The organism is Bradyrhizobium sp. LA2.1, from assembly GCF_040547725.1.
In the GTDB taxonomy this organism is placed as follows: Bacteria; Pseudomonadota; Alphaproteobacteria; order Rhizobiales; family Xanthobacteraceae; genus Bradyrhizobium; species Bradyrhizobium barranii.
Genome location: NZ_JBEPQI010000005.1, coordinates 435,009 through 455,711 on the forward strand (window position 1 = coordinate 435,009; position 20,703 = coordinate 455,711).

General features: G+C 60.6%; 23 protein-coding genes. 15 read left to right on the forward strand and 8 right to left on the reverse strand.

The annotated features are described in order from the left end of the window. Positions 1-300: 300 nt before the first annotated feature. Entirely contained in the window at positions 301-582 is a 282-nt protein-coding gene (locus ABIB95_RS12385) for a helix-turn-helix transcriptional regulator (RefSeq protein ID WP_354239617.1), read from the reverse strand. A 160-nt stretch (positions 583-742) separates the two neighbouring features. Between ABIB95_RS12385 and ABIB95_RS12390 the strand changes: the two genes are divergently transcribed. The 11 genes from ABIB95_RS12390 to ABIB95_RS12440 all read left to right on the forward strand — a co-directional run bounded on the left by ABIB95_RS12390 (position 743) and on the right by ABIB95_RS12440 (position 8,591). Beyond that, a complete protein-coding gene (locus ABIB95_RS12390; RefSeq protein WP_354239619.1) occupies positions 743-1,447 on the forward strand; it encodes a hypothetical protein in 705 nt (234 codons plus the stop codon). A gap of 68 nt (positions 1,448-1,515) precedes the next feature. Beyond that, complete coding sequence (locus ABIB95_RS12395) at positions 1,516-1,746, forward strand: hypothetical protein (RefSeq protein WP_354239621.1); 231 nt, start codon at positions 1,516-1,518, stop codon at positions 1,744-1,746. Between the two features lie 62 nt (positions 1,747-1,808). Beyond that, complete coding sequence (locus ABIB95_RS12400; RefSeq protein ID WP_354239622.1) at positions 1,809-3,917, forward strand: AAA family ATPase; 2,109 nt, start codon at positions 1,809-1,811, stop codon at positions 3,915-3,917. Between the two features lie 323 nt (positions 3,918-4,240). After that, positions 4,241-4,840 carry a hypothetical protein gene (locus ABIB95_RS12405; RefSeq protein WP_354239624.1) on the forward strand — a complete coding sequence of 200 codons (600 nt, stop codon included), beginning with the start codon at positions 4,241-4,243 and terminating at the stop codon, positions 4,838-4,840. Then, a complete protein-coding gene (locus ABIB95_RS12410) occupies positions 4,840-5,241 on the forward strand; it encodes a hypothetical protein (RefSeq protein ID WP_354239626.1) in 402 nt (133 codons plus the stop codon). The genes ABIB95_RS12405 and ABIB95_RS12410 overlap by 1 nt, the downstream gene beginning before the upstream one ends. A gap of 62 nt (positions 5,242-5,303) precedes the next feature. After that, positions 5,304-6,254, forward strand: coding sequence for a hypothetical protein (locus tag ABIB95_RS12415; RefSeq protein WP_354239628.1), 951 nt, complete (start codon positions 5,304-5,306; stop codon positions 6,252-6,254). Beyond that, positions 6,251-6,712, forward strand: coding sequence for a hypothetical protein (locus tag ABIB95_RS12420; RefSeq protein WP_354239630.1), 462 nt, complete (start codon positions 6,251-6,253; stop codon positions 6,710-6,712). Before ABIB95_RS12415 ends, ABIB95_RS12420 begins: the two co-directional genes overlap by 4 nt. After that, the gene (locus ABIB95_RS12425) at positions 6,705-6,890 is read left to right on the forward strand and encodes a hypothetical protein (RefSeq protein WP_354239632.1); all 186 of its coding nucleotides are present in this window, start codon (positions 6,705-6,707) and stop codon (positions 6,888-6,890) included. The genes ABIB95_RS12420 and ABIB95_RS12425 overlap by 8 nt, the downstream gene beginning before the upstream one ends. A gap of 447 nt (positions 6,891-7,337) precedes the next feature. Beyond that, positions 7,338-8,054, forward strand: a complete 717-nt coding sequence (locus tag ABIB95_RS12430; RefSeq protein ID WP_354239634.1) for a putative porin — start codon at positions 7,338-7,340, stop codon at positions 8,052-8,054. Further along, positions 8,047-8,295 carry a hypothetical protein gene (locus tag ABIB95_RS12435; RefSeq protein ID WP_354239636.1) on the forward strand — a complete coding sequence of 83 codons (249 nt, stop codon included), beginning with the start codon at positions 8,047-8,049 and terminating at the stop codon, positions 8,293-8,295. Before ABIB95_RS12430 ends, ABIB95_RS12435 begins: the two co-directional genes overlap by 8 nt. Positions 8,296-8,432: 137 nt before the next feature. Continuing rightward, complete coding sequence (locus ABIB95_RS12440; RefSeq protein WP_354239638.1) at positions 8,433-8,591, forward strand: hypothetical protein; 159 nt, start codon at positions 8,433-8,435, stop codon at positions 8,589-8,591. A 135-nt stretch (positions 8,592-8,726) separates the two neighbouring features. On the opposite strand, the gene ABIB95_RS12445 is transcribed toward ABIB95_RS12440, so the two are convergent. From ABIB95_RS12445 to ABIB95_RS12455, 3 genes are all read right to left on the reverse strand, one after another. After that, on the reverse strand, positions 8,727-9,038 hold the full coding sequence (locus tag ABIB95_RS12445) for a superinfection immunity protein (protein WP_354239640.1): 312 nt from the start codon (positions 9,036-9,038) through the stop codon (positions 8,727-8,729). A gap of 391 nt (positions 9,039-9,429) precedes the next feature. Then, complete coding sequence (locus ABIB95_RS12450; RefSeq protein WP_354239642.1) at positions 9,430-9,948, reverse strand: hypothetical protein; 519 nt, start codon at positions 9,946-9,948, stop codon at positions 9,430-9,432. A gap of 382 nt (positions 9,949-10,330) precedes the next feature. Continuing rightward, a complete protein-coding gene (locus tag ABIB95_RS12455; RefSeq protein WP_354239644.1) occupies positions 10,331-11,071 on the reverse strand; it encodes a hypothetical protein in 741 nt (246 codons plus the stop codon). A gap of 566 nt (positions 11,072-11,637) precedes the next feature. Here ABIB95_RS12455 and ABIB95_RS12460 point away from each other — a divergent pair. Then, positions 11,638-12,627 (forward strand): COG3904 family protein, encoded by a 990-nt coding sequence (locus ABIB95_RS12460; protein ID WP_354239646.1) that lies wholly within the window; start codon positions 11,638-11,640, stop codon positions 12,625-12,627. Between the two features lie 211 nt (positions 12,628-12,838). Here ABIB95_RS12460 and ABIB95_RS12465 read toward each other — a convergent pair whose 3' ends face one another. Next, positions 12,839-13,189: a hypothetical protein gene (locus tag ABIB95_RS12465; protein ID WP_354239648.1), complete on the reverse strand. Its 351-nt coding sequence runs from the start codon at positions 13,187-13,189 to the stop codon at positions 12,839-12,841. 207 nt (positions 13,190-13,396) lie between these two features. Continuing rightward, positions 13,397-14,797 carry a tyrosine-type recombinase/integrase gene (locus ABIB95_RS12470; protein ID WP_354239650.1) on the reverse strand — a complete coding sequence of 467 codons (1,401 nt, stop codon included), beginning with the start codon at positions 14,795-14,797 and terminating at the stop codon, positions 13,397-13,399. Positions 14,798-15,448: 651 nt separating this feature from the next. Here ABIB95_RS12470 and ABIB95_RS12475 point away from each other — a divergent pair. Further along, complete coding sequence (locus tag ABIB95_RS12475) at positions 15,449-17,620, forward strand: hypothetical protein (protein WP_354239652.1); 2,172 nt, start codon at positions 15,449-15,451, stop codon at positions 17,618-17,620. A 66-nt stretch (positions 17,621-17,686) separates the two neighbouring features. Here the strand turns inward: ABIB95_RS12475 and ABIB95_RS12480 are convergent, their stop codons facing one another. Next, positions 17,687-18,529 (reverse strand): AAA family ATPase, encoded by an 843-nt coding sequence (locus ABIB95_RS12480; RefSeq protein WP_085405171.1) that lies wholly within the window; start codon positions 18,527-18,529, stop codon positions 17,687-17,689. 92 nt (positions 18,530-18,621) lie between these two features. Then, the gene (locus ABIB95_RS12485; protein ID WP_354239654.1) at positions 18,622-18,867 is read right to left on the reverse strand and encodes a GlsB/YeaQ/YmgE family stress response membrane protein; all 246 of its coding nucleotides are present in this window, start codon (positions 18,865-18,867) and stop codon (positions 18,622-18,624) included. A gap of 123 nt (positions 18,868-18,990) precedes the next feature. Here ABIB95_RS12485 and ABIB95_RS12490 point away from each other — a divergent pair, with 123 nt between their 5' ends. Together ABIB95_RS12490 and ABIB95_RS12495 are read left to right on the forward strand one after the other, a co-directional pair. Continuing rightward, on the forward strand, positions 18,991-20,166 hold the full coding sequence (locus tag ABIB95_RS12490) for a vWA domain-containing protein (protein WP_028156289.1): 1,176 nt from the start codon (positions 18,991-18,993) through the stop codon (positions 20,164-20,166). A gap of 56 nt (positions 20,167-20,222) precedes the next feature. Further along, positions 20,223-20,636 carry a rhodanese-like domain-containing protein gene (locus tag ABIB95_RS12495; RefSeq protein ID WP_028152329.1) on the forward strand — a complete coding sequence of 138 codons (414 nt, stop codon included), beginning with the start codon at positions 20,223-20,225 and terminating at the stop codon, positions 20,634-20,636. Positions 20,637-20,703: the final 67 nt, after the last annotated feature.

The following is a 20,703-nucleotide window of genomic DNA, read 5'->3' on the forward strand; positions in this document are numbered from 1 at the left end:
CGTAAAAAGGGTGCTTTGGCGCCCCCCGCCGCAGCGCTGGGGTCGCGGGACCCTCTTTGAGGATGTCCGCACCCTGCGTTTTCCAGTTTGTATCCGGGGTTTATGCTGCAAAATCCGTAGGACCGACGGGCGATGCGTTAGCGCGCTCGGTCGAGGCGCGGCGTGGCCCGCCGACGAGACCGAAGCGGCAGCTTAGGAGCATCGCTCCAGTCCCTTCTCCCAGAGCGGCTTTGCTGACGCACCGCCCAGGGCACCGGAAGCCGCCGCGACAGAAGCCTCCGGGACTTCGTGTCCGGCCAACTAACCCGCACGCGCGCGCCGTCCTTTACCCCGAGCGCGACGCGGATTGAATTCATCGACCGCGTCCTGCCAAGCGACGATCTCGTCCTCAAACCAGACGCGGCGGTTCGGGCTGATGTAGGTCGATTTGGGGAAGCGGCCGGATTTCTCCATGCGGTACAGGGTGGTGCGGCCGACCGGGATAATTTCCAAAACCTGCTTCTCGTTGAGCATGCGGCGAGGACGGGATTTCGCCGGTCTTGCATCCTCCGTTTCGGCTTCGCGTTGATTTGCTGCGGTCATCACGATCCCATGGTGTTTCCCGCAGTATCGCCTGCTTCACCGTCCCCCTGAAGGTTACGTGCGCCGATGCTCTCTCCCGAGCGAGTAACCTTGCCTTAAGCGCGCCTTACTATTTCTGGATGCCTCTGGTGGTAGAAACCGGCACACAAAATTCCCTGCCATGGCCAATGACAATTCCAATGAGACGCCTGCTTCTGTCACCATCGGTCGGCGATTGTCACCGCGCATTTTCACGAGGCCCGAGCACGTCGCTGATGTCCTGAAATCCTTTGGACCCCAGCGCCAGTCCACGCTTCGAGAAATCGTGGAAGAGCTGGATCGGATGGCAATCGGCTACCGGATCGCGCTAAAAAAAAGGGCTCCCAAGTTCGAGGAGGTCGATCCGATTTTAGAGCGGTTCGAAAATTCGCTCCTCAAGATAAAAGAGCAGTGGTTGGATGAGTTGCGCCCATTGCATCCGGCGATCATCGCGCGGAGGATCAAGATGATCCCGCGAAGCCAGCGAAAGCAACAGGCCGATGCTGCGATGGCCACGATCAATCTTGATCTGGTCGCGACAACCCTGCTGCGAACAGTGAGGAAGCTGCGCGCCCCCAAAGAATATGCTGCAACACATTATCAGCCGGGCGGTAAGTCTTTTGAGCGAGCGTTTCTCTGGGAGCCGTTCTTACGGCTAATGAAAGAGCACAACGTGAAGCCCGGCCAGCATGGCTCGTTTTCGGCCGCGATCAAATCCATGCATCTCGCCCTTGGGATAGACCCGCCGACAGGCGCACTTAAAAAAATGCTCCATGATTTGAAGCACGGCAAGGGCTCGAAGGGGGCCAAAGGTTACTCCACGGTCAAGAAAACTCCGAAGGCGTAACCTTCACTTCCAGCGGCAACCGGCAGACCTTCTTCGGCACGATCAGTAACCGAAGGAGCTGGACTGGAATGAAAACCCCGATGTTGCTCGGCGATCGCGCTGCTCGGCGCGCGCAACAGCCCGACAGCAAAACCAATGGACCGCGCCTCGGATACAAAATTTCCGAGTGGTCGAAGATGACCGGCACCAGCCGGGCCACGACGTGGCGCGCAATTAAGACGGGCAAACTCAAGGCGCTGAACTATTTCGGGATCAAATTGATCCCCGAGAGCGAACGCGCTCGTCTCTTTCAGCTTTAATTCTAAGCAAAAGCCCGGGACGTTGGCGCGTCGCCGGGCTTTCTTAAGTTCGGATGTTTTCAATGCATGGTAATTTTAGCAGCGCGGATGCGCGCGAGCAAGCTGGAACGCCCCAGCTCGCGCCTAACGAAGCTGAAATCGGCGCCTTCTTGTACGCGCTGTTCGCGCCGGACTTCGTGCATCAGCATCCTGATGCATGGATCGAGGTCGTCTGCATCAAGCCCGGAGAACCGATCAAGTGGCGTTTCTTCTCGGCGCATGACTTGAAGCCGATCGTCGAGCACGTCGCGCACATGAATGGGCTCGGCTATAACTGCTACGTCGGCGCCGCGCTGCGCCACGGCAACAAGCCTCCAAAAGGGCGGGCCAGCAAGGAGCATTTCTGCGCTGCGCGTGTCTCGTGGATCGATTGCGATAACGCCGGTGATTACGAGCGCGTTGTCGCGATCTCGAAGCGCGAGCAGCTTCGGCCGGCTCTCGTCGTGCAAACGGGCAGCAAGCCGCACTGGCGCGGTCAAGTTCATTTCCTGAACAACGAGCCGCTGAACGATCCCAAGGATGTCGAGGACGCAAACACCGCACTTCGCGACCTGTTCCAGAGTGATGACGTTCAGAACTGCGACCGGCTGGTGCGCATCGGCGGCACCATTAACTATCCGAATGAAGCCAAGCGAGCGCGCGGTTACGTCACCGAGCTGACGACGGTGTACATCGACCCCAATGCGCCTTCCTATACCGTCGAGGCACTGTGCGCGCTTCGGCCGGCATACAGCAGCACGCACCGCGCTCAGACTAACGAAGGCCCTTTCGCGGAATTTGGTCGCGCCGATGGCCGTCGCCGCGGCATGGACAAGGTCCGTGAACTCCTTGCCAGCGCTTGTCCGGGGCATTGGCACATTCCCGTGCGCGACGCCGTTGCGGTCATGGTCGGCCTCCAATTGTCTGATGCCGTCATCAAGATGATTTGCGCGCGCTATTGCAGCGGTGGCTATGACGACGTTGACCTCGCGAAACTGATCGAAACCGCACGCGAGAAGTTCGACAAGCCGGACTTCGGCGACGCCGGAAGCTCGGCTGAGCAGCCGCACGGAGAAGGTGCCTATACCTTCCACCGCAAGGAGACGCAGTTTCTCACGCTCGATCAATGGCGCGACCGCGACCTGCCGACCCTTGACTACCTGCTTGGAGAGATCCTCTCGACCACGAGCCGTGCGATCTTGTCCGCTCCGACCGGCTTGGGCAAGTCGAACGCAGCCATTGCTACCGGGATGCGTATGGCCGCTGGTGCCCCCTTCCTGCATTGGCAGGGCCGCCGTGGCTGCAAGGTCTTGTACATCGATGGTGAGATGTCGCGGCGGCTCCTCAAACAGCGCCTGTTGGCGGAGGATGCGCGCGTTTCGGCTGAGGTCGGCGAGAACGCGGGTGAGACGTTCACGCCGACCGGATTTCACGCTCTGAGCACGGAGGACATCCCGAACTTCCACCCGCTGAACACGCGGCCGGGGCAGATGGCTATTGAGCGCATCATCGCCGAGATGGGCGGTTGCGATTTCATCATCTTCGACAACGTAATGTCGTTGATCTCGGGCTCGATGGTCGATGAAGAAGCGTGGGCGCAAACCTTGCCTTGGCTGAAGTCGCTGACGAAGCGCAGCATCGGCCAGCTCTGGGTTCATCACACGGGGCATGATGAAAGCAAGGGTTACGGCACCAAGACGCGCGAGTGGCAGATGGACGTGGTGATCCATCTGACGAAGATCGAGCGCCCGGATACGGACGTGTCCTTCAAGCTGGAGTTCAGGAAGGCACGTGAGCGCCGGCCGGACAACCGAGAGGACTTTCAGACTGTCAGTATCTTCTTGGTCGAAGATCGGTGGCATGGCGATGCCCCCTCCGGGTCTCAGCGCGTCAAGCAGATCTCGCCGATGGCAGTGAAGTATTTTGAGGCACTTCAGAACGCCGTGGGCGGAGGCGAGTTGCCGAAGTCGAAGCGGCTGCACGGCCTTCATGCCGTGCATCGTGATGACTGGAAGTCGGAGTGTGAGCTGCTTGGCCTGCTCGATCCGAGGGGCGCTCCAAACAGCCAGCGCGCTAAGTTCTCCAAGTACCGGGCCGAGCTGGTCGCCGCAAATGTGGTCGCGTGCGAGGGAGACCACACGTGGATCAGGTAGCTCCGCGCGGGGTTCACCGGAACGGTTGCGCACCAGCCCGCGCAACCGCCCTGCAACTGTCCCCATTTCGCCGGAGCGCAACCAAGCGCAACTATCGCGCAACCGGCAGCAAACACGGCGCAACCGACGCGCAACCGTCATCCGAGGACCAACGCGCAACCGCGCAACCGGCTGCCTATAGGCAGCCGGTGCGGTTGCGCGTCCCTGATCAAGGAAAACAGCCGGCCAGTTCTTCGTCTTTGAGGATCGGTTGCCAAAGAATTCCCCGTAGGCACAACCAGCGGGGTCCCTGTCTCAATGTACCCGTAACGGTTGTCGCGCGAGTGTTCGCCACGACTAGGGATAAAATTTTCCAAGAGGCTGCAACAGCAACAAAATATGCCACGGGGATCATAATGGACGAGGGTGATAAGTCGAATATTCTCTATTCCATTAATCGAGCGGCCGATCTGCTCGAAAAGGACCGTGCGACGCTGGTCAGAGCGCTGCGGGGCGTCGCGCCCGACGGCATGCAGGGCGATTGGCCGCGCTACACCATGCGCACGATCACGGATGCACTCGCCATGAAGCCTCGCGAGCGCCGCGCGGGGGCTGGTCTCATTCGCCACTCGGCGGTGCTCAGCGATCTGCGTCGTGCGATCGAGAAGCAGTTGGCGTCGATCGGCGTCGAGAAGTCGCCCGACATACGTCGCCAGATGGCGCTCGCGCTGGCGCCGCAGGTTGCGGGATATCAGGCAGCCTATCTCGTCGCCGGTCGGGCTATTCACGTCGATGCCGACGCGCTCGGCGTTCGCGCCGACCTGATCGTTCAAGAGATGCTGGAGGAGATCACGGAGGCTGTCGGATGCGAGGATCGCGGCGCCTTCTACGCCGGGATGGTCGCGGCCATGCAGGCGCACGGTGATGGCGGGGAGGTGGTCTAATGAGCATCGAGACCACCGACGCCGTCGCCCCCAATCCCGGCGCGGAGCATCGGAACTTTCTTGCAGATGCCCTCCGGGTGCTGGCAGGGTGTGTCGATCGGATCGATGTCGATCTGCCGGTCGATTGGGTCGATGCCCGCACGATCGGCGACTTGCTGACCAGTGACGAGGCCGGCGCCATCATCGGCAAATCGGCGGATACGGCGGTCCGATGGTTTGACGATGCCGCTGAAGAAGGTTTCGCGCTGGGCATCCGGTTTGCTGGTGTGCGTCTATTCAGTCTGCGGCGCTTGTTGATCCACGTCGAAATGTCTAGGGGCGGCACGCCAGCACGGCTGGCTTGCGAGACCCGCGCGCAAAAACTTGCGGAAAAGCGGGCAGCACCGCAAAAGCAGCCTTAAAACAGCGTCAGATGCGGCCGTAGCCGCATCGAGATTGCACCGGCCTGCTTTATCATGGCGACATGAAACTGTTCGCATGGTCGAAACCTATGAAAAAACTCGAAGTGAGCCTCGCGGCCTCGCGGAAGCGCTTCGCGCTGCTTGGCGAGAAGCGCTTGGCTGCAAAAGCTGCACTCGATGCGGCACAAATGCGCCGGTTGAAGTACCTTCACGAAGGTGATCTTGCCGACGAGAAGCTGGGCGAGAAGCTGCAACTCAACGTCGATACTGCGTCGAGCGTGCTCGCTGGCCTCGACGAGGCAATCGGTGTTCTCCAGACCCAGATCGATGCCGCTGAGAATGACCTCAACGAGCATCGCGAGCGCGAAGAGCGCGAGACGGCGGCGGATGAGATCAGCACCGCTGTAGACGCTACTATGGCGCGTGTCGAGCCTGCGTTGACGGGAATGCGCGACCTTGCGCAGGCACTTTCCGAAATCGATCATCTCGGCTTCGAGGTTCGTCAACTCGCACAGTATCTTCGTGGCGCGGCCGGTGAGGTCGAACTCGCCATCGCGGTGGTGTTGCCCGGCGCGCGTCATACTGTGAGCCTGATTAAGTCCGCCGATGTCGCGATCCCGCGTCGGGCGACGGCAACTGTTGAACCCGTCATCGCCGCCGCGCCCGAGGTGCGCCGCGTCTTCGTCATGCGTTCGGTCAAGTGGAAGGATGCGGAAGGCCGTCAGCAGTTCGTGAAACAGTATGAGGACGCCGATCTGCCGCCCGCAACCGCCGACAAGGCGATGCGGTCTGGTGCGGTCTGTGCGCTCGATGATCCGCGTCGCAAAACTCTCAAGGGCGTGCGTGGCGGCGAACACGTTGACACGAATGCGTCGGACCTGCTCGACCTCGATGCTCTCGAAGGTTGGAGCGGCGCCCGCCACACGGGGGCCGACCCGGCGGCTCAGGCCGTGTTCACGCCGTTCAATCGCGGTCCCGATCGCAAGATCATGATCGAGGTGCCTCGCCAGTGACCAAGGTTCCGCATTCCAGCAAACTTCAGCACCGGTTCGTTGACGCCAGCAAGATAGCGTTTGCCCCCGGGAGCTACGACCAGACGGCCCACACAGTCGAGGCCGTGATCTCGATGGGCTCTCCGGTCAAGCGCGCTTACGGCATGGAGGTTTTGCGCATTTCTCCGGATGCCGTTGATCTCAGCCGCCTCGTTGACGGCGGAATTCCGCTGCTCGATCACCACAAGCAGGACGGCATCGACAGCATCCTCGGCCGGGTGACCAATTTGTGGATCGAGCCCGGAAAGCTGATGGGTCGTATCCAGTTCAATAAGACCAAGCAGGGTCAGATGGCCGAGGGTATGGTCGCTCGCGGAGAGCTGACCGGCATCAGTGCCGGTTACCGCGTCGAGGAGTGGGAGATCACCGATGCCGATGGTGATCTCGTCAATGAGCGGGACGTTTGCTGGGATGGATGACGGTCTCACGTTCACCGCGACGCGCTGGCAGTTGTTTGAAGCGTCGCTTGTGGGTGTGCCTGCCGATGCCGTCGCGGGCGTTCGTTCGATCGGTAGCAGTAACGAATTGGTGGACATCCGCGCCCGAATGCTCGCGCGACAGCGTATGTTCGATCGCATGGGCCAGCTCGATGATTGACGCGCTGGGTGTAATTGGTTCCAGCGATCGTCGCAGTTTCTCCAGCGACGATCTGGTTGGTGGGGTGCCCCGGCCGTCTTCCTGTTCCTTGGACGGCCGGGGCGAAAATCGCGGCCCTTGGCCTGAATACCCGCAACTCTGCGAATACGGACTGCGCCGTCCTCCGAAGAGCAACATCGTGTCGGTGATCCGCGCAGATCAGGTTCAGACGGCGATTGCATTTCTGCGTCTGTTTCGACCGACGAAACGAGGAACGTACAGAACGCTGGGGTCAGCGTAAGGGGTTCTGCTGCTATGTGAGCAACGGCGCGCTGCTTTGTGCAGCTCTGCATCTTGGTCTCGTCATCGACGAATACAGAGACCGTTTCCCGACGTCTCCGAACGCGAAGATTGGCATCAACCGACGCGACTTTAACAAGTTCATGCGTGAGTAGGAACTACACCGCCATGTCTGACTATCTCGTCGTGAAGGCGTCACGGTCGCCGGAGTTGAACCGCCGGATCGCGGCCCACGAAATCGGTCATGCCTATGCCGCCCGCGCGCTCGGCTCTTTCGTCGAGTTCGTGACGATCACCCCTGTTGGTCCGTATGCCGGCCGTTGTGTCCGGCGCGGCGTGCCTTCTCCATCTTCCTTGGCGTTCCTTGATGAGAACGCGAACAAACGTGTCGATCCGGCAGCTGACGCATCGTCAACTGCAAAGATCGTTTCCATGTGCGCAGGAATTGGTGCGCCGGCGATCGGCGTGGCTCGGGTCGAGTTCGCCGAAGAGACTGTGCGCGCGTGGGTCATGATCGTCGAACTTGTCGCCGCGAGCGTCTGTGAGCGCGTCATGTTTCCTGACTTGCCGGTCCTTGGTGCGGAGCATGACATCATCGAAGCGCGCGCGCTGGCGTCTCTGATCTGCTCCACGGCGCACTCGATCGATGCATTGCTGGCGTTTGCAGAGGCAGAGGCCGAGGGGCTGATCCGTATTCACATGGGCGCGGTGGAGGCATTGATCGAGGCTTTGGTCGAGCAGGGCACTCTGTCCGGCGAACAGGCTGATCAGATCATCAGCCGAGCGATCGCCGAAGAGAACGCTGCGGCCGAGCGAGCCCGGCGTCAGCGCTGGGCGCAGGAGATGGAGCGCGCCAAAAGATTTAGAGAGATGAACCTTGGCTGATGACCTTCAGATGGTCTTGGTCGCCAAACTCGTCAACCAAGTTTCCGGTCGGGGCGGGATGTCCCCGCAGACTGCCGCTCAGCTCGACGGAGCGTTGCAATCGATCGGCGGCCTTGAAGATGCGCTCTATGCGCTCATTGACGCCGTTCATGATAGCGGCGCTCCCATCTTTACGATCTCTAATGCGGTGCGGCAATGCGAAACCGCGCTGCGAGATCGAGCGCGGGCGTTAGGTGCTTGAGCGGCTGACGGTTGCGTTGGCGCCACAACACGACAACCTACACCGGGTGGGGAGCGACCCCATCGCGTCATTTCGCCGCTGCGCAGCAACTATGTCGCGTTTAGCGCAAACCGGACATCGACTTGAGCGGGTAGTAAGTGTCGTCCACTGTGCTGCGCATCAAGCGCACGCTCGACGGCGCCGAGATCGACAAGATCAAAGACGATGTCGAGCCGCGCAAGGCGGGGGGCGATCGAGCATCGTGGGTGTGGACAGCATCAGCTCCAACACCCTTGGCGACCGGCGCCGCGATGTGATCTCGTTCGATCCGCCGCGCGATGGTGCGTTCGGTCTCACAGAAAAATGGGACATGCCGTTCAGTGTTTCGAGCCGAGCGCTTTCGTGACCTCGCGGAGCGCTCGGCGGTCATGGTTGCGTAAGCGATTTTCTCCTCAGTTGTGATTTCGCGACGCTGACGGATCGATGGACAACACCGGTTCGGCAGCGGTCGCAGGCGTAGGCGCAACATTCGGCTGCATGACGTACACGACCTGCGGCTCAGGTTTTCGCACAGCGGTGGCCGACCAGATCAGCGCGGCGATCCAGCCCAGCAGTGTCCAGCCAAGCAGAAGGTTCGTGAGCAGGATTGCTCCGGTCTGGTGATGGTGACGCACGATCGCGACGATTGTCGGCAGGAAGTAGATCGCCAGCAAAACAACCCACGCGACTGTTCCAGCCGCGCCAGTGCCAAGTGAAATTCCCATTTAACTCTCCTCTGCTGTGATGCCCGTGATCGTTTCCTTCGCAATCTTTCAGTAGTTCCGAGCTCGCGACATATCGGCGGGATGGCAGTGGCCGACCAGACCAGCGCGCGATCCAGCCGAGCAGCGTCCAGCGAGCACAGGTTGAGAAAAAAAGATTGCGACGCGCTGATGATGGTAACGCATGATTGCGATGATTATAGGCAAGAAGTAGATCGGTAACAGAACAACCCAAGCGACAACTTAAACCGCGCCAGTGCCATGTGAAATTCCCACTTAGCCCGCCTCTGCCGTGATGCGTACGATCGTCTCCGCTACGCGTGCTCTGGCTATGATGCGAATACGTGGCGGCGCGAGAAGCGCGACCTGGATGATCATGTTGATGCGATGAGGATCAGAACGTGGGCTCCTCTCGCTGGCCTGCGATCGAGGCGCGCGCAGGTCTACTTGGGCGCTGCCCCAACTCCGGCTGATCATCACGAGGTAGCGGCGGCGGTGCATCACCGCTCAGGCGCGCTAGGGCCGTCAACAGCTCCATATGACGAAGCTCTTCTTGCCGCTCCCTATGTAGGTTGGGCAGAAAGGCGAGAGCCAACGCAGCGCCCAACGGAGACAGAAAAATCGCGAACGCCAGCCACCCGACATCGCTTCTGCCTCTAGCACGAGCCGCACTCGCCATGATGCCGCTCATGATAAACCATAGCGTAGCAAAGAAAATGAACTCCATTTCGTTCGGGCCTCCTCTGACTTCCACGGATTGCCGGTTGACAAGAACCCGAAATTGGGCGCCGGCACTAGAAATAGCACGCGCTTCCTTGATGTCATCGAGCGATGATGTGGCAGCGGCGGAGCTGAGGATCAGGCCCTTGCCGGCGAGCGGCTGTGTCTCGCGAATGTATGCGAGGACCAACAAGGCTTCATCTCGCCCCTGCTATCTTGCGATAAGCCGATATCATCTCTGTGGTTACATCGCTCGGATAGCAAAGCGGCATAGATCCTCCCGGCCGCGAGTAAGCGCTTCTCCCCCCGCACGCTCGACCGTTGCGCATCAGATCGTCAGGGCAAGCGCACGGCCTTCCCGACGCGTGATATTGGTCGCGGCTTGCTTGAATGAGGATCGCCGCAATTGCCGCTGCGGTGAGCACCAACTCGGCCTTACGCTTAGCGTCCGGTTCCGGCGGGGCCGCTGCACTCGTGTTAGCAAACTGAGAGCTGGGCGTCGGCGTAGCGTTCTGCGCATGTGCCACCGTTGCCGTGAGACACAATAGAGCTACTATGGTCCGCCCGCGCATGGCTTAAGCGCCCGCCGGCCCTTGCGCGATATCGATCACGTGGCGATCGGCGCCCACTGATATGACGATCGTATAAGTCTTCGGCCCGCCTCCATCTGCGGCAACCGGCGGCGCCAGATGCAATTGCCCGCCGTACCACTCGCCGGGCATGAGCGTGTTATCCTTGATGACTGACTGCTCAAGGGCCGCCATGTTGCGCTGGCCTGCCTCCACCGTGGCAGCAATCATCGTTTCATTCTGAGCGGTTGCATTGCCTTGAGCGATGGCGGCAGCGGTTGGGCTGTAGAACGTTCCTGTGCGGCCACTCGGCGTCGTGTAATGGCCATAACCGGCCTGAGATGCGCTATAAGCGTTCCCTGCGGCGGCGAGCCCGGTGAATACAGCTGCTGCTACCTGCCGGTTCTTTTCCTCTTGGACGAGCATTTCATAGGTGACGACCTGCATGCCGTAGTCGGAGCCGGCGACGTGTTGCGTCGCCTCGACTTGTGCAACGCGAAAATCAACAGGGCCTTTGCTCAGGTTGTTGATGGCGACGACGAAGACGGGCCGACCGTTCGCGCGCACTTGCCGCGAGGCAGGACGAACCAAGACGAGCGAACTTTTCTGGCGAGAAACTAGGGCTGCTTGCCCATCACGCATCATTGCCTGTTGTTGTGGATTGGATGGCCGAAACTGTACCGTCTCGGCATTTGTTACGCAGCCGCCCAACGTGGCGCACAGCGCCACGAGCCCCCATGCACGCATTACTTCCTCCCAGCCAACCGGGATAAAAGCGCAACCAGCGCGCGAGATCAATGGGAGCAACCGTAATTACACTAGACCTTAGTTGTATGTGTACAAACAGGCGCCGACTTGCGGCCAACTATTCTGGCTCGTATTCGGTACCAACCGAGCGTTCTTCCCGGGAAGCGTACTGGCAACGACATCATACGAACGACTGTCGCGCTGCTGTGATGGCGAGCGCGATGCGATCGCGAAGGACGGCTCGGTTGGCGCTGATGTAACGGCCGAGTGCAAGAGAGTTGCAGTCCGTCGTTTCTGACTTATGTTCAGAAGTCCTGACGGGGGTTGGGGGTGGTTTTGTCTACCGATGAGTTTTTGCGGTACTTTGAGATCAGCCTGTTATTTTTGGTGGTTTCGATCTGCGGTTGGTACGCAGGCGGCCTGCTTGAGCGCCTGCGCGATCGTATCGTCTCTATCGTAAAGCGCCGTCAGTCTCTCTGAATTGCCCTGAGGCAGTAGCGCCAAACACTTCTTGAAATCAGCCGCAGGTTTCCTCAAAACAGACGAAGTCCGACGGGGGCGGGACAATGAATTTTATTAAGTGGGCCTGCTTTTTAGCGGCGGTGCCGGTCGCGGTATCGTTTGGCGATATTTCCACCGCAGCGACATTGAAGTCGATAGCGACCAAAGAAGGGCACGTTCTTATTTCGATTTCCGGCGAAATCGTAGAGGGAGATGCCGACGCTTTGAAAGCCACCATCAAGGGAGCTAACGATGCTGGAAAGTTCGTGTCGGGAATTCGACTAAACTCTATCGGCGGGAACCTGCTTGAGGGTGTAAAGCTTTCGGAGACCGTGAAGTTTGCCAAGATGGCGACTAATGTTGCTCAAGGCGCGACGTGTGCCTCAGCGTGTTTTCTGATATTTGCAGCGGGAGACACGAAGTTCGCAAATTACACGGCGCAGGTTGGTGTTCACGGCGCATCCGACCAAACAGGTGCCGAAACAATTCAATCGGGAGCCGCTACAGTCTCGATGGCGCGGGTCGCCAAAGAACTCGGCGTCCCCGCCGCCATCATTGGGCGAATGGTAGTTACTCCGCCAAGCGAAATGGTTTGGCTTAGTCCATCAGAACTCCAGTCGATGGGCGTAACAATGGTCGGAAAGCCGTCGCAACTTGCTGCGCCGCCCCAAGCGAAGAATATCCAGCAATTGCCATCGGGCGATCCCACAAGCATTACTCCGAATGCCAAGGCATCCAAGCCGCCGACTTGGAATGAACTGGTTGATGCGGTCACCGCCATGTCAGCGAGCCAAAACAACGGACGACCAAGGTACTTCCGGAGCTGCCAACCGGAGCTAAAAGTGTGCAACACCGGAATAGCCTATCGAGACAATAAAGGTACGGACATGGCCTTAAAGGTCGTCAAAGACATGAAGGAAGCTATATTGTCTCGTGAGATTTGTTCATTCAACGTGCAGGGTGATATTCGCGTGTGCTTCGATTGGGATAAGGTCTCAACGCATCGCGATATGAAGGACAACAAGGGCGATTGGTACAAAGTCGCTGACGAATAGTTGGCAATCTCAGTGGAGACTTGCCGAGGATGCGCCGCGAGGCGGCCTCCACGCCGTTCGGCGTGTATCGGCGGCGCGACATGCTGCGATCAAAGCGGCACGCTGATCGGCTGGCAAACTATCAATCCCTCGCAGGTCGGAGCGGGCGTAGGCCCGCTGTCAGTCGTGGATGTGAAAAACCTTGCTAAGATCGAGGCTCAGCTTTGGCTGGTCAGGGTCGTAATTTCCGCTTCCAAGGTGGCTGCGGCACAGAAGAGTGAATGCTCCGGGGCTCGATCGGCGGCGGAACGCCTATTGGGCGACTATCTTTGATCCGCTTGAGTTCCTCTCGGTCCATGCCGAAAAGAGCCTCGATCGCACGACGATCCTCCTTGAACTGCTCGTATTTCTTATCTTGCTCGGCTTGCCACCGTGCCAGTTCGACAGGGTCCTCCGGATCGGTACAGCCGTTGTCGCGCATGTCTCCAACCCATTTGTCGTGCTTTGCCTTTCTTTGACGTTCTTCTTCCGCAACCTGACGCAGGTCTCGGAGTATCCGCCCTGTCCTTGGTTTGTCGTTCATCGAGTGTCCCCATTGAGGGGCACGGTATAGCAGGCAGGAGAGCGTCCGGAAGCCCTCCCTTTGGCGGTGGGCGGGGGCCACGCGCGTACTGTCGGTGCGGTAGCCGCGCCGTGACCCGCGATGGCGTCGCCGCAGCGTGCGTCATAAAGAAAAGCCCGACCCCGGCGACGTGGGATCGGGCCGATGATCAGTCGATCGGTGCGACGGTCAGGCGAAGAGCCGCAATCCGGTCTCCGCTTGCGTCGTTGGGGTCTGCTTGCCAACGATGCGCCGCAGCTCGACGGCGACGCCCTCCAACACCGCGCGCTTCTCCTTCATCCGCTTGGAATGGTTGTAGACCTTGCCGGTGACGGTCGGCACGACGACCTCGGCCTTCTTGCTCGCGGCGTGGTCGAGACATTTCGCGATCCACGCATCATCGAAGCCGAGGTCGCCGGCCAAGGTTGCCGCCGTCCGGCGCAGATCGTGCGGCGTGAACGGCTTGAGGCCGAGCAGGGTGCAGATGCCGGGCGTCCTCACCTTGCCCTTGCGGTTGTCGCCGCGCAGCGCGTCCGCCATGGCCTTGCGGTGCAGCGGCTGATCGCCGAGCGGGGAGGCGAAGACGTATTGCTTGTTCGATCCCCGCAAGGCTTCCTTGATGATCTCGACCGCGAGACCGGAGAGGGGCTGCTGGATCATCCGGCGCTTCTTGACCCGCTTGAGCGGCACGTCAAAGCGCGGGTTCTCGCCGTCGAGGTCGAATAGTTCGTCGCGGTGCGCGCCAAGCAGCTCGCTCGACCGCAGCATGGTCACAAGCTCGAATTTCAGCGCGAGCCGCGTTCGGCGATCCCATGATGCCAGCAGGACATCATCGTCGAGGCCGTGCCAGAATATCTTGATCTCGTCCTCTGAAAGAACTCGGGTGCGGGCGTGTTCCGCATCGAGCTTCGGAAGGTTGATGCAAGGTGACGCGCTGACGTAATCGCGGCCCGCCTCGGCCGCCCAATTAAACAGGGCGCTGGCTGCTTTGCGCATATGCCGCGCATTGCTGACCGAGGGCTTGCCGAATTCACCAGCGATGATGTCGTTCGAGAGCGTCGCGATGTCATTCTTGGTGACCTCTCGCGCCAGCTTCTTGCCGAGCCGGGCACCCACGAAGCGCCGCAGATGGCTGGCCGTGTTCTCCCACGCCTCCAGCCGGGGCCGCATCTCGCCGTCCGGCTTGCGGACGGGCGTCTTCATCCAGTTGATCCGCTCCTCGATGATCTCGGAGACGGTCTTGCCGTTCTGCGCGGCCTTCGCCTTCTGGTCGCGGAAGGTCTGGGTAAGCGCGTTGCCGCCCATGCCCTTGAGGCCGTAGACCTTGCTGCGGGCATCCTCGACCGTGAAGGTCTCCGGGTTATAGATGCCGAGCCATCCGGTGCGCTGTTTGCCCGTGGTCCGATCGGTGAACTTGAACGAGAAGGTTGCGACCCCGGCGGCGGTAATGCTGACGTAGAGGCCGGGGCATTTGCGGTCGTAAATTTTGGTGCGCTCGGTCACCCGCTTCTCGCACATGCGGTCGATCAGGATGACGCTGCTCTTGCGGCCCCGCTTGCCGAAAGGGGCAGCGGTAATGGTAGTATTCATGTGGTTTCGGCTCCTAGCTTGAGACCAAAGGGCCGGGATTTGAGCTTTCAGTTTGTCGTGCGGACGCTGAAGCGCTTAGGTCCCGGCCCTAGATTTGGCGAACTCCGCAGGAACAGCCCGAAACAAGCCTACGCATAAAGTGCTTATTTCAAAGGGTTTTCTTAGTTTCACGGTGTTTCACCGAACACCAAAATATAGACGTGTGGTCCTGGCCGTCGTTGCTACGGTCAAGCTCTTGCGGATGCGGCATTTGCGTCAACCGGCGCGGTGTCGGCGACTTTCGCAGGGGTGAGGGAGGCCAGAACGAACTCGGCTCCCGGGAGAGCACGGCATACGCCGTCCGACCACTGCGCAGGGAAGGCCGTGTGTTTGGCTTCACCTGTATGCCGCTGTGCAGTTCTTCTGCGTGTGCTTTCGCACAGCGGACCGTGGGTGCCAGCCGGCACCCGGCCTTCCCTGCGCCCTCTTTCCTGGAGGGCGTGACGGAGACAGCAAAGCTCGGGCGAAATGCGCCGCGAGGATGCTGCGGCGTGTCTGCGCTCGCAATGACGATGTGGAGAGCGTGCGCTTTCCCTCTTTCCTCGAGCGCGGGCTCCTCGGGACATTCACCCTTAAATTGCAGGATGCGCCTTGACGTAGTAGAAACAGCAGATGCGCTTCATCTCAATACTCTGCCTCTTGATCCTCACGATCTCTCCCTGCTTTGCCCAGTCTCCCCGGGCCTCCGCAGAGGTGACGACCCTGATCAGCCAGGGGCCTCTGCTCGCGGTGCTCGATCATGACAATTCATCCGCGCTTTCGCTGGTGACCCTGTTCAGGAAAATTCACGCCGCGCAAAAGCTGCCGCAGCCGGCGGTCGCCGACGGCCCGACGCGGGCGAGCGACTTGTCTCAATTCAGTGGGACCTACGCGCAGTTCGCTGCCGTGATGTCCGCCGACATCACGCGTATCACAGCGGGACTCGGCATCGATTGGGAAAAGGAGATCCTGAAAACCTACGACCCGAAGTCGGCCAAAACGGACGCTGGCAAGACGCTGCGGCTGAATGGCAATGTTGCGCGCGTGTTTAACGAGAAATGGCTCGGCTCCAGCGACGGATTGTTCCTCCTGTCGGGCGTAGTCAATCGGATGGACCGCCGCGATTTCGATTCCGCGCATTGCGGCGAATTGCGCTTCATCTACCGGCTCGGCTACGAAGTGAGGATGAACGGCAAGACTTACGCGTCGCGCATGCCGTTCACCGTGAACAGGGTGTTCAGTTACGCGGATGACGGCAGGAATTGCCAGGACGTCGCCTCGCTCTGGCGCGTCGCCGGGATCGATGCTGACGATCCGGCAGTGGTTGCCCAACGCCTGCTGCAGGGGCCGCTGGATTTTTCGCGACTAATCTTCAAACAGATGGAGATCAATGCGCAGGTGGTGCGCTTTCCATCAGACCTCGAAAACATGGAGAACCGCAAATTCGCCGGACAGGCGATCTACTGGATGCGGATCTTCGCGCTGAGGGATGGCAAGTTTCAGCCGACGCGGCTGGAAAATACGCCTGATGTGCAGGCAATTCTGAAGGATCCCGCCAAGCAGAAGCAGTTGCAGGACTATCTCGCCGGCCACATCGCCGAGATCGACAACGGCACCTTCAGGATACCGGAGAGCCTGGAGGCCGATATCGCGCTGAGTTTTTCCACTGCCGGCAGCGCGCGCATGGCCAATCGTCCCTTCGATCTCGCAATCGGCAGCGAGCAGGCGGCACGGATCGTCGCGGCGGCGGGTGTCCCCGGGAGGTCACCAAAATTCGTGCAATCCGGCGCGGGTCTGCTCGAACGCCTGAACACGTCGTCCTGCATGGGCTGCCATCAATCATCCTCGACCGCCGGATTCCATTTTCTCGGCGTGGACCGGTTCGATTTCGGCCGCGACGCGGACGCCATCAGAAACGCCCTTGACGGTAACGAGTTGCAATTGCCGTTCTCGCCCCATGTCTACGCGGAACTTGTTCGCCGCAAGGACTATGTCGAGCGGGTTTCGCTCGGTCAGGCGCCGAACAGTTTTCGCCCGCATCCTTCGGCGCCCCCGGCGGCCTGGGGGAGCGGAAATCCGGCCTATGTTGTCGCCGGCGACAACATGCCGTGCCCTTTGAATGCGGATCTGGCGCAGGCCGCGAAATGGAGCTGCAATGCCACGCGTAACCTCACTTGTCAGGCGTTGGTGACGAACGCTGCGACTTCCTCCAATCTCGGCCAATGCGTGGCCGCGGCACAGAATGTCGCCGCGGGTTTGAGCTGCCGCTCAAACGTCATCGAAGACTCCACAGCGAAGACCGCCGCCAACAACCCGCTCGGCTTCAACCTGCGCGCGTTCAGCGACCGCGTCAGCAAGGAAGAACTCGTCTACAAGCTGCCGGAAGGAAAATTGAGCGGCTACGGCTACAACTGCCGTCCAACGAAGATCGGCGTGCCGCTGGGCCGCGTCACGCGTCCCTGCAAGCCCGAGGAGGCGTCGCTGGCGGTGATCCGGCCGGGCAGCGTGCCCGAGGAAATCTGCGCGATCGTCGGAGGCAAGGGCTTTGAGCAGATGGCCAAGGGATATTTCGACAGCGGCATTTTCGCCGCTGGCGTCGGCCGCGGCCTCCTGAACACATGCTCGCCGTCGCGGTTTTGCCGCGAGGACTATATTTGCCAGCAGATGCCGGATTTTGTCACGAGTGCAAGGTTCAACGTCAGTGCCCCGGCGTTGAATAACTTGAGAAGCCGAAAGATCGGGTTCTGTACCCCAACCTATTTCGTTTATCAGCTCCGCCTTGACGGTCATCCGAATCCGAGATGACGCGGGGAAACGCGGCCCAGAGTAGCGGTAGGAATTGCGGTCAGGTTGTCTCTGCGCGCTTGCAGATCAAACCTCCCTCCGGCTCAAAAATGCCAGCCGCTCGAACAGGTGCACGTCCTGCTCGTTCTTGAGCAGCGCGCCGTGCAGCGGCGGGATCAGCTTGCGCGGGTCGCGTTCGCGCAGTTGCTCCACGCTCATGTCCTCGTTGAGCAGCAGCTTGAGCCAGTCGAGCAGCTCGGAGGTCGACGGCTTCTTCTTCAGGCCCGGGACTTCGCGGACCTCGAAGAAGATGCGCAGCGCTTCCTCGACCAGGCGCTTCTTGATGCCGGGGAAGTGGACGTCGACGATGCGTCCCATCGTGTCGGCGTCGGGGAACTTGATGTAGTGGAAGAAGCAGCGGCGCAGGAAGGCGTCCGGCAGCTCCTTCTCGTTGTTGGAGGTGATCATCATGATCGGGCGCTGCTTAGCCTTGATCGTCTCGCCGGTCTCGTAGACATGGAATTCCATGCGGTCGAGCTCGAGGAGCAGGTCGTTCGGGAATTCGATGTCGGCCTTGTCGATCTCGTCGATCAGGAGCACCGGGCGCTGCTCGGCGGTGAAGGCGTCCCACAGCTTGCCGCGCTTGATGTAGTTCTTGATGTCGGAGACACGGGCATCGCCGAGCTGGCTGTCGCGCAGGCGCGACACCGCGTCGTATTCGTAGAGGCCCTGCTGCGCCTTGGTGGTGGACTTGATGTGCCAGGTCAAAAGCGGCGCGTTCAGCGCCTTCGCCACTTCCTCCGCCAGCACGGTCTTGCCGGTGCCGGGCTCGCCCTTGATGAGCAGCGGGCGCTCCAGCACGATCGAGGCATTGACGGCGACCTTGAGATCGTCGGTCGCAACATAGTCCTTGGTGCCGGTAAATTTCATCGCGCGTCCTTGTTGGTCGTCGGCCGGGCATCGCCCTGGTCCAACAAACGGAACGGCCGCTCATGGCGGCCGTTCCTGGTTCGGTCAGGCTTTCAGACCCGTTTTATCAGCGAAAGGATGACGAGCACAATCACCGCGCCGATGGTGGCATCCACGATGGCGCCGATCGTGCCGGTGGCCAGCGCAATATGCAGTTGCGGCAGCACCCAGCCCGCCACCAGCGCGCCGATGATGCCGACCACCATGTTGCCGATCAGCCCAAATCCCGCCCCATGGACAATCTTGCCGGCAAGCCAGCCGGCGATCGCGCCAATGATGAGCGCTGCGAGAATTCCCATTGCAAACGTCCCCAAAACAACCCCGTGAGACGGTCAATTCTAGAGCAAAAAGCCGACCGGTCCAGCGTCCCGCGGCGGGCTCGGCCCCTTGACGTTCGCCCCCCGACGGGCAATCTGTCACCCATGTTCCTGCAATTCTTCACTTCTCTGCGCGATGCGCAGGTCCCCGTGACGCTGCGCGAATACCTCACGCTGATGGAGGCGCTCGACGCTGATCTGTCGGACTATTCGGTCGAGAATTTCTACTATCTGTCGCGCACCTCGCTGGTGAAGGACGAGCGCAACCTCGACAAGTTCGACCGCGTCTTCGGCACGGTGTTCAAGGGGCTGGAAAGCCTGCTCGACGCCATGGAGAAGGCGGAGATCCCCGAGGAGTGGCTGAAGAAGCTCGCCGAGAAATACCTCAGCGAGGAGGAGAAGAAGCAGATCGAGGCCATGGGCTGGGACAAGCTCATGGAGACGCTGAAGAAGCGCCTCGAGGAGCAGAAGGGCCGGCACCAGGGCGGCTCGAAGTGGATCGGCACTGCCGGCACCTCGCCGTTCGGCGCCCACGGCTACAATCCCGAAGGCGTGCGCATCGGCCAGGAGAAGAACCGCAACAACCGTGCCGTGAAGGTGTGGGACAAACGCGAGTTCAAGGATCTCGACGGCAATGTCGAGCTCGGTATCCGCAACATCAAGGTGGCGCTGCGGCGCCTGCGCAAGTTCGCGCGCACCGGCGCGCCTGATGAGCTCGATCTCGACACCACGATCCGCGAGACCGCCAATCACGGCTATCTCGACGTCCACATGCGGCCCGAGCGGCGCAATGCGGTGAAGCTGCTGGTGTTCTTCGACATCGGCGGCTCGATGGATTCCCATATCGAGCAGGTCGAGGAACTGTTCTCGGCGGCGAAGAGCGAGTTCAAGCACATGGAGTATTTCTACTTCCACAACTGCCTCTATGAAGGCGTGTGGAAGCAGAACAAGCGCCGCTTCACCGACCGCACGCCGACCTGGGACGTGCTGCACAAATACCCGCACGACTACAAGGTCGTGTTCGTCGGCGACGCCTCGATGTCACCCTACGAGATCATGGTGCCGGGCGGCTCGGTCGAGCATGTCAACGAGGAGCCGGGCTCGGTCTGGCTCGACCGCATCATCCGCACCTATCCGCATACGGTGTGGCTCAATCCGGTGCAGCAGAAGCACTGGGACTATTCGGAATCGACCACCATCATCAAACGCATCTTCGCCAACCGCATGTACCCGATCACGATCGAGGGGCTTGAGGGTGCGATGAAGGAATTGACGCACTAGCTGCACGCGCCGTCAGTCCGGACGGCCGCGCAGAGGCCGACAAGAGGGAGAACCACATGCCCCAGACCATCACCCGCGGCATCAAGGCGCTGATCGACGAGGCCAATGCCGAGATCGAGACGCTCAACGCCAAGGAGGCCATCGAGATCTCCAAGAACGGTGACGTCGTCATCGTCGACATCCGCGACCCCCGTGAGATCGAGCGCGACGGTCGCATCCCCGGCGCGTTCGCCTGCACGCGCGGCATGCTCGAATTCTGGATCGATCCGCAGAGCCCCTATGCGAAGCCGATCTTCCAGGAGGACAAGAAATTCGTCTTCCATTGCGCCGGCGGCATGCGCTCCGCGCTCGCGGCGAAGACCGCCAAGGACATGGGCTTGAAGCCCGTTGCCCACATCGCCGGCGGCTATGCCGCCTGGCGCGATGCCGGCGGCCCGGTGGAGCAGTGGGAGCCGAAGAAGAAGGGGTGAGAAGTGCTGCGCTGTCGCGCCAATCTCCGCTGTCATTCCCCGCGAAAGCGGGGAATCCAGTACGCCG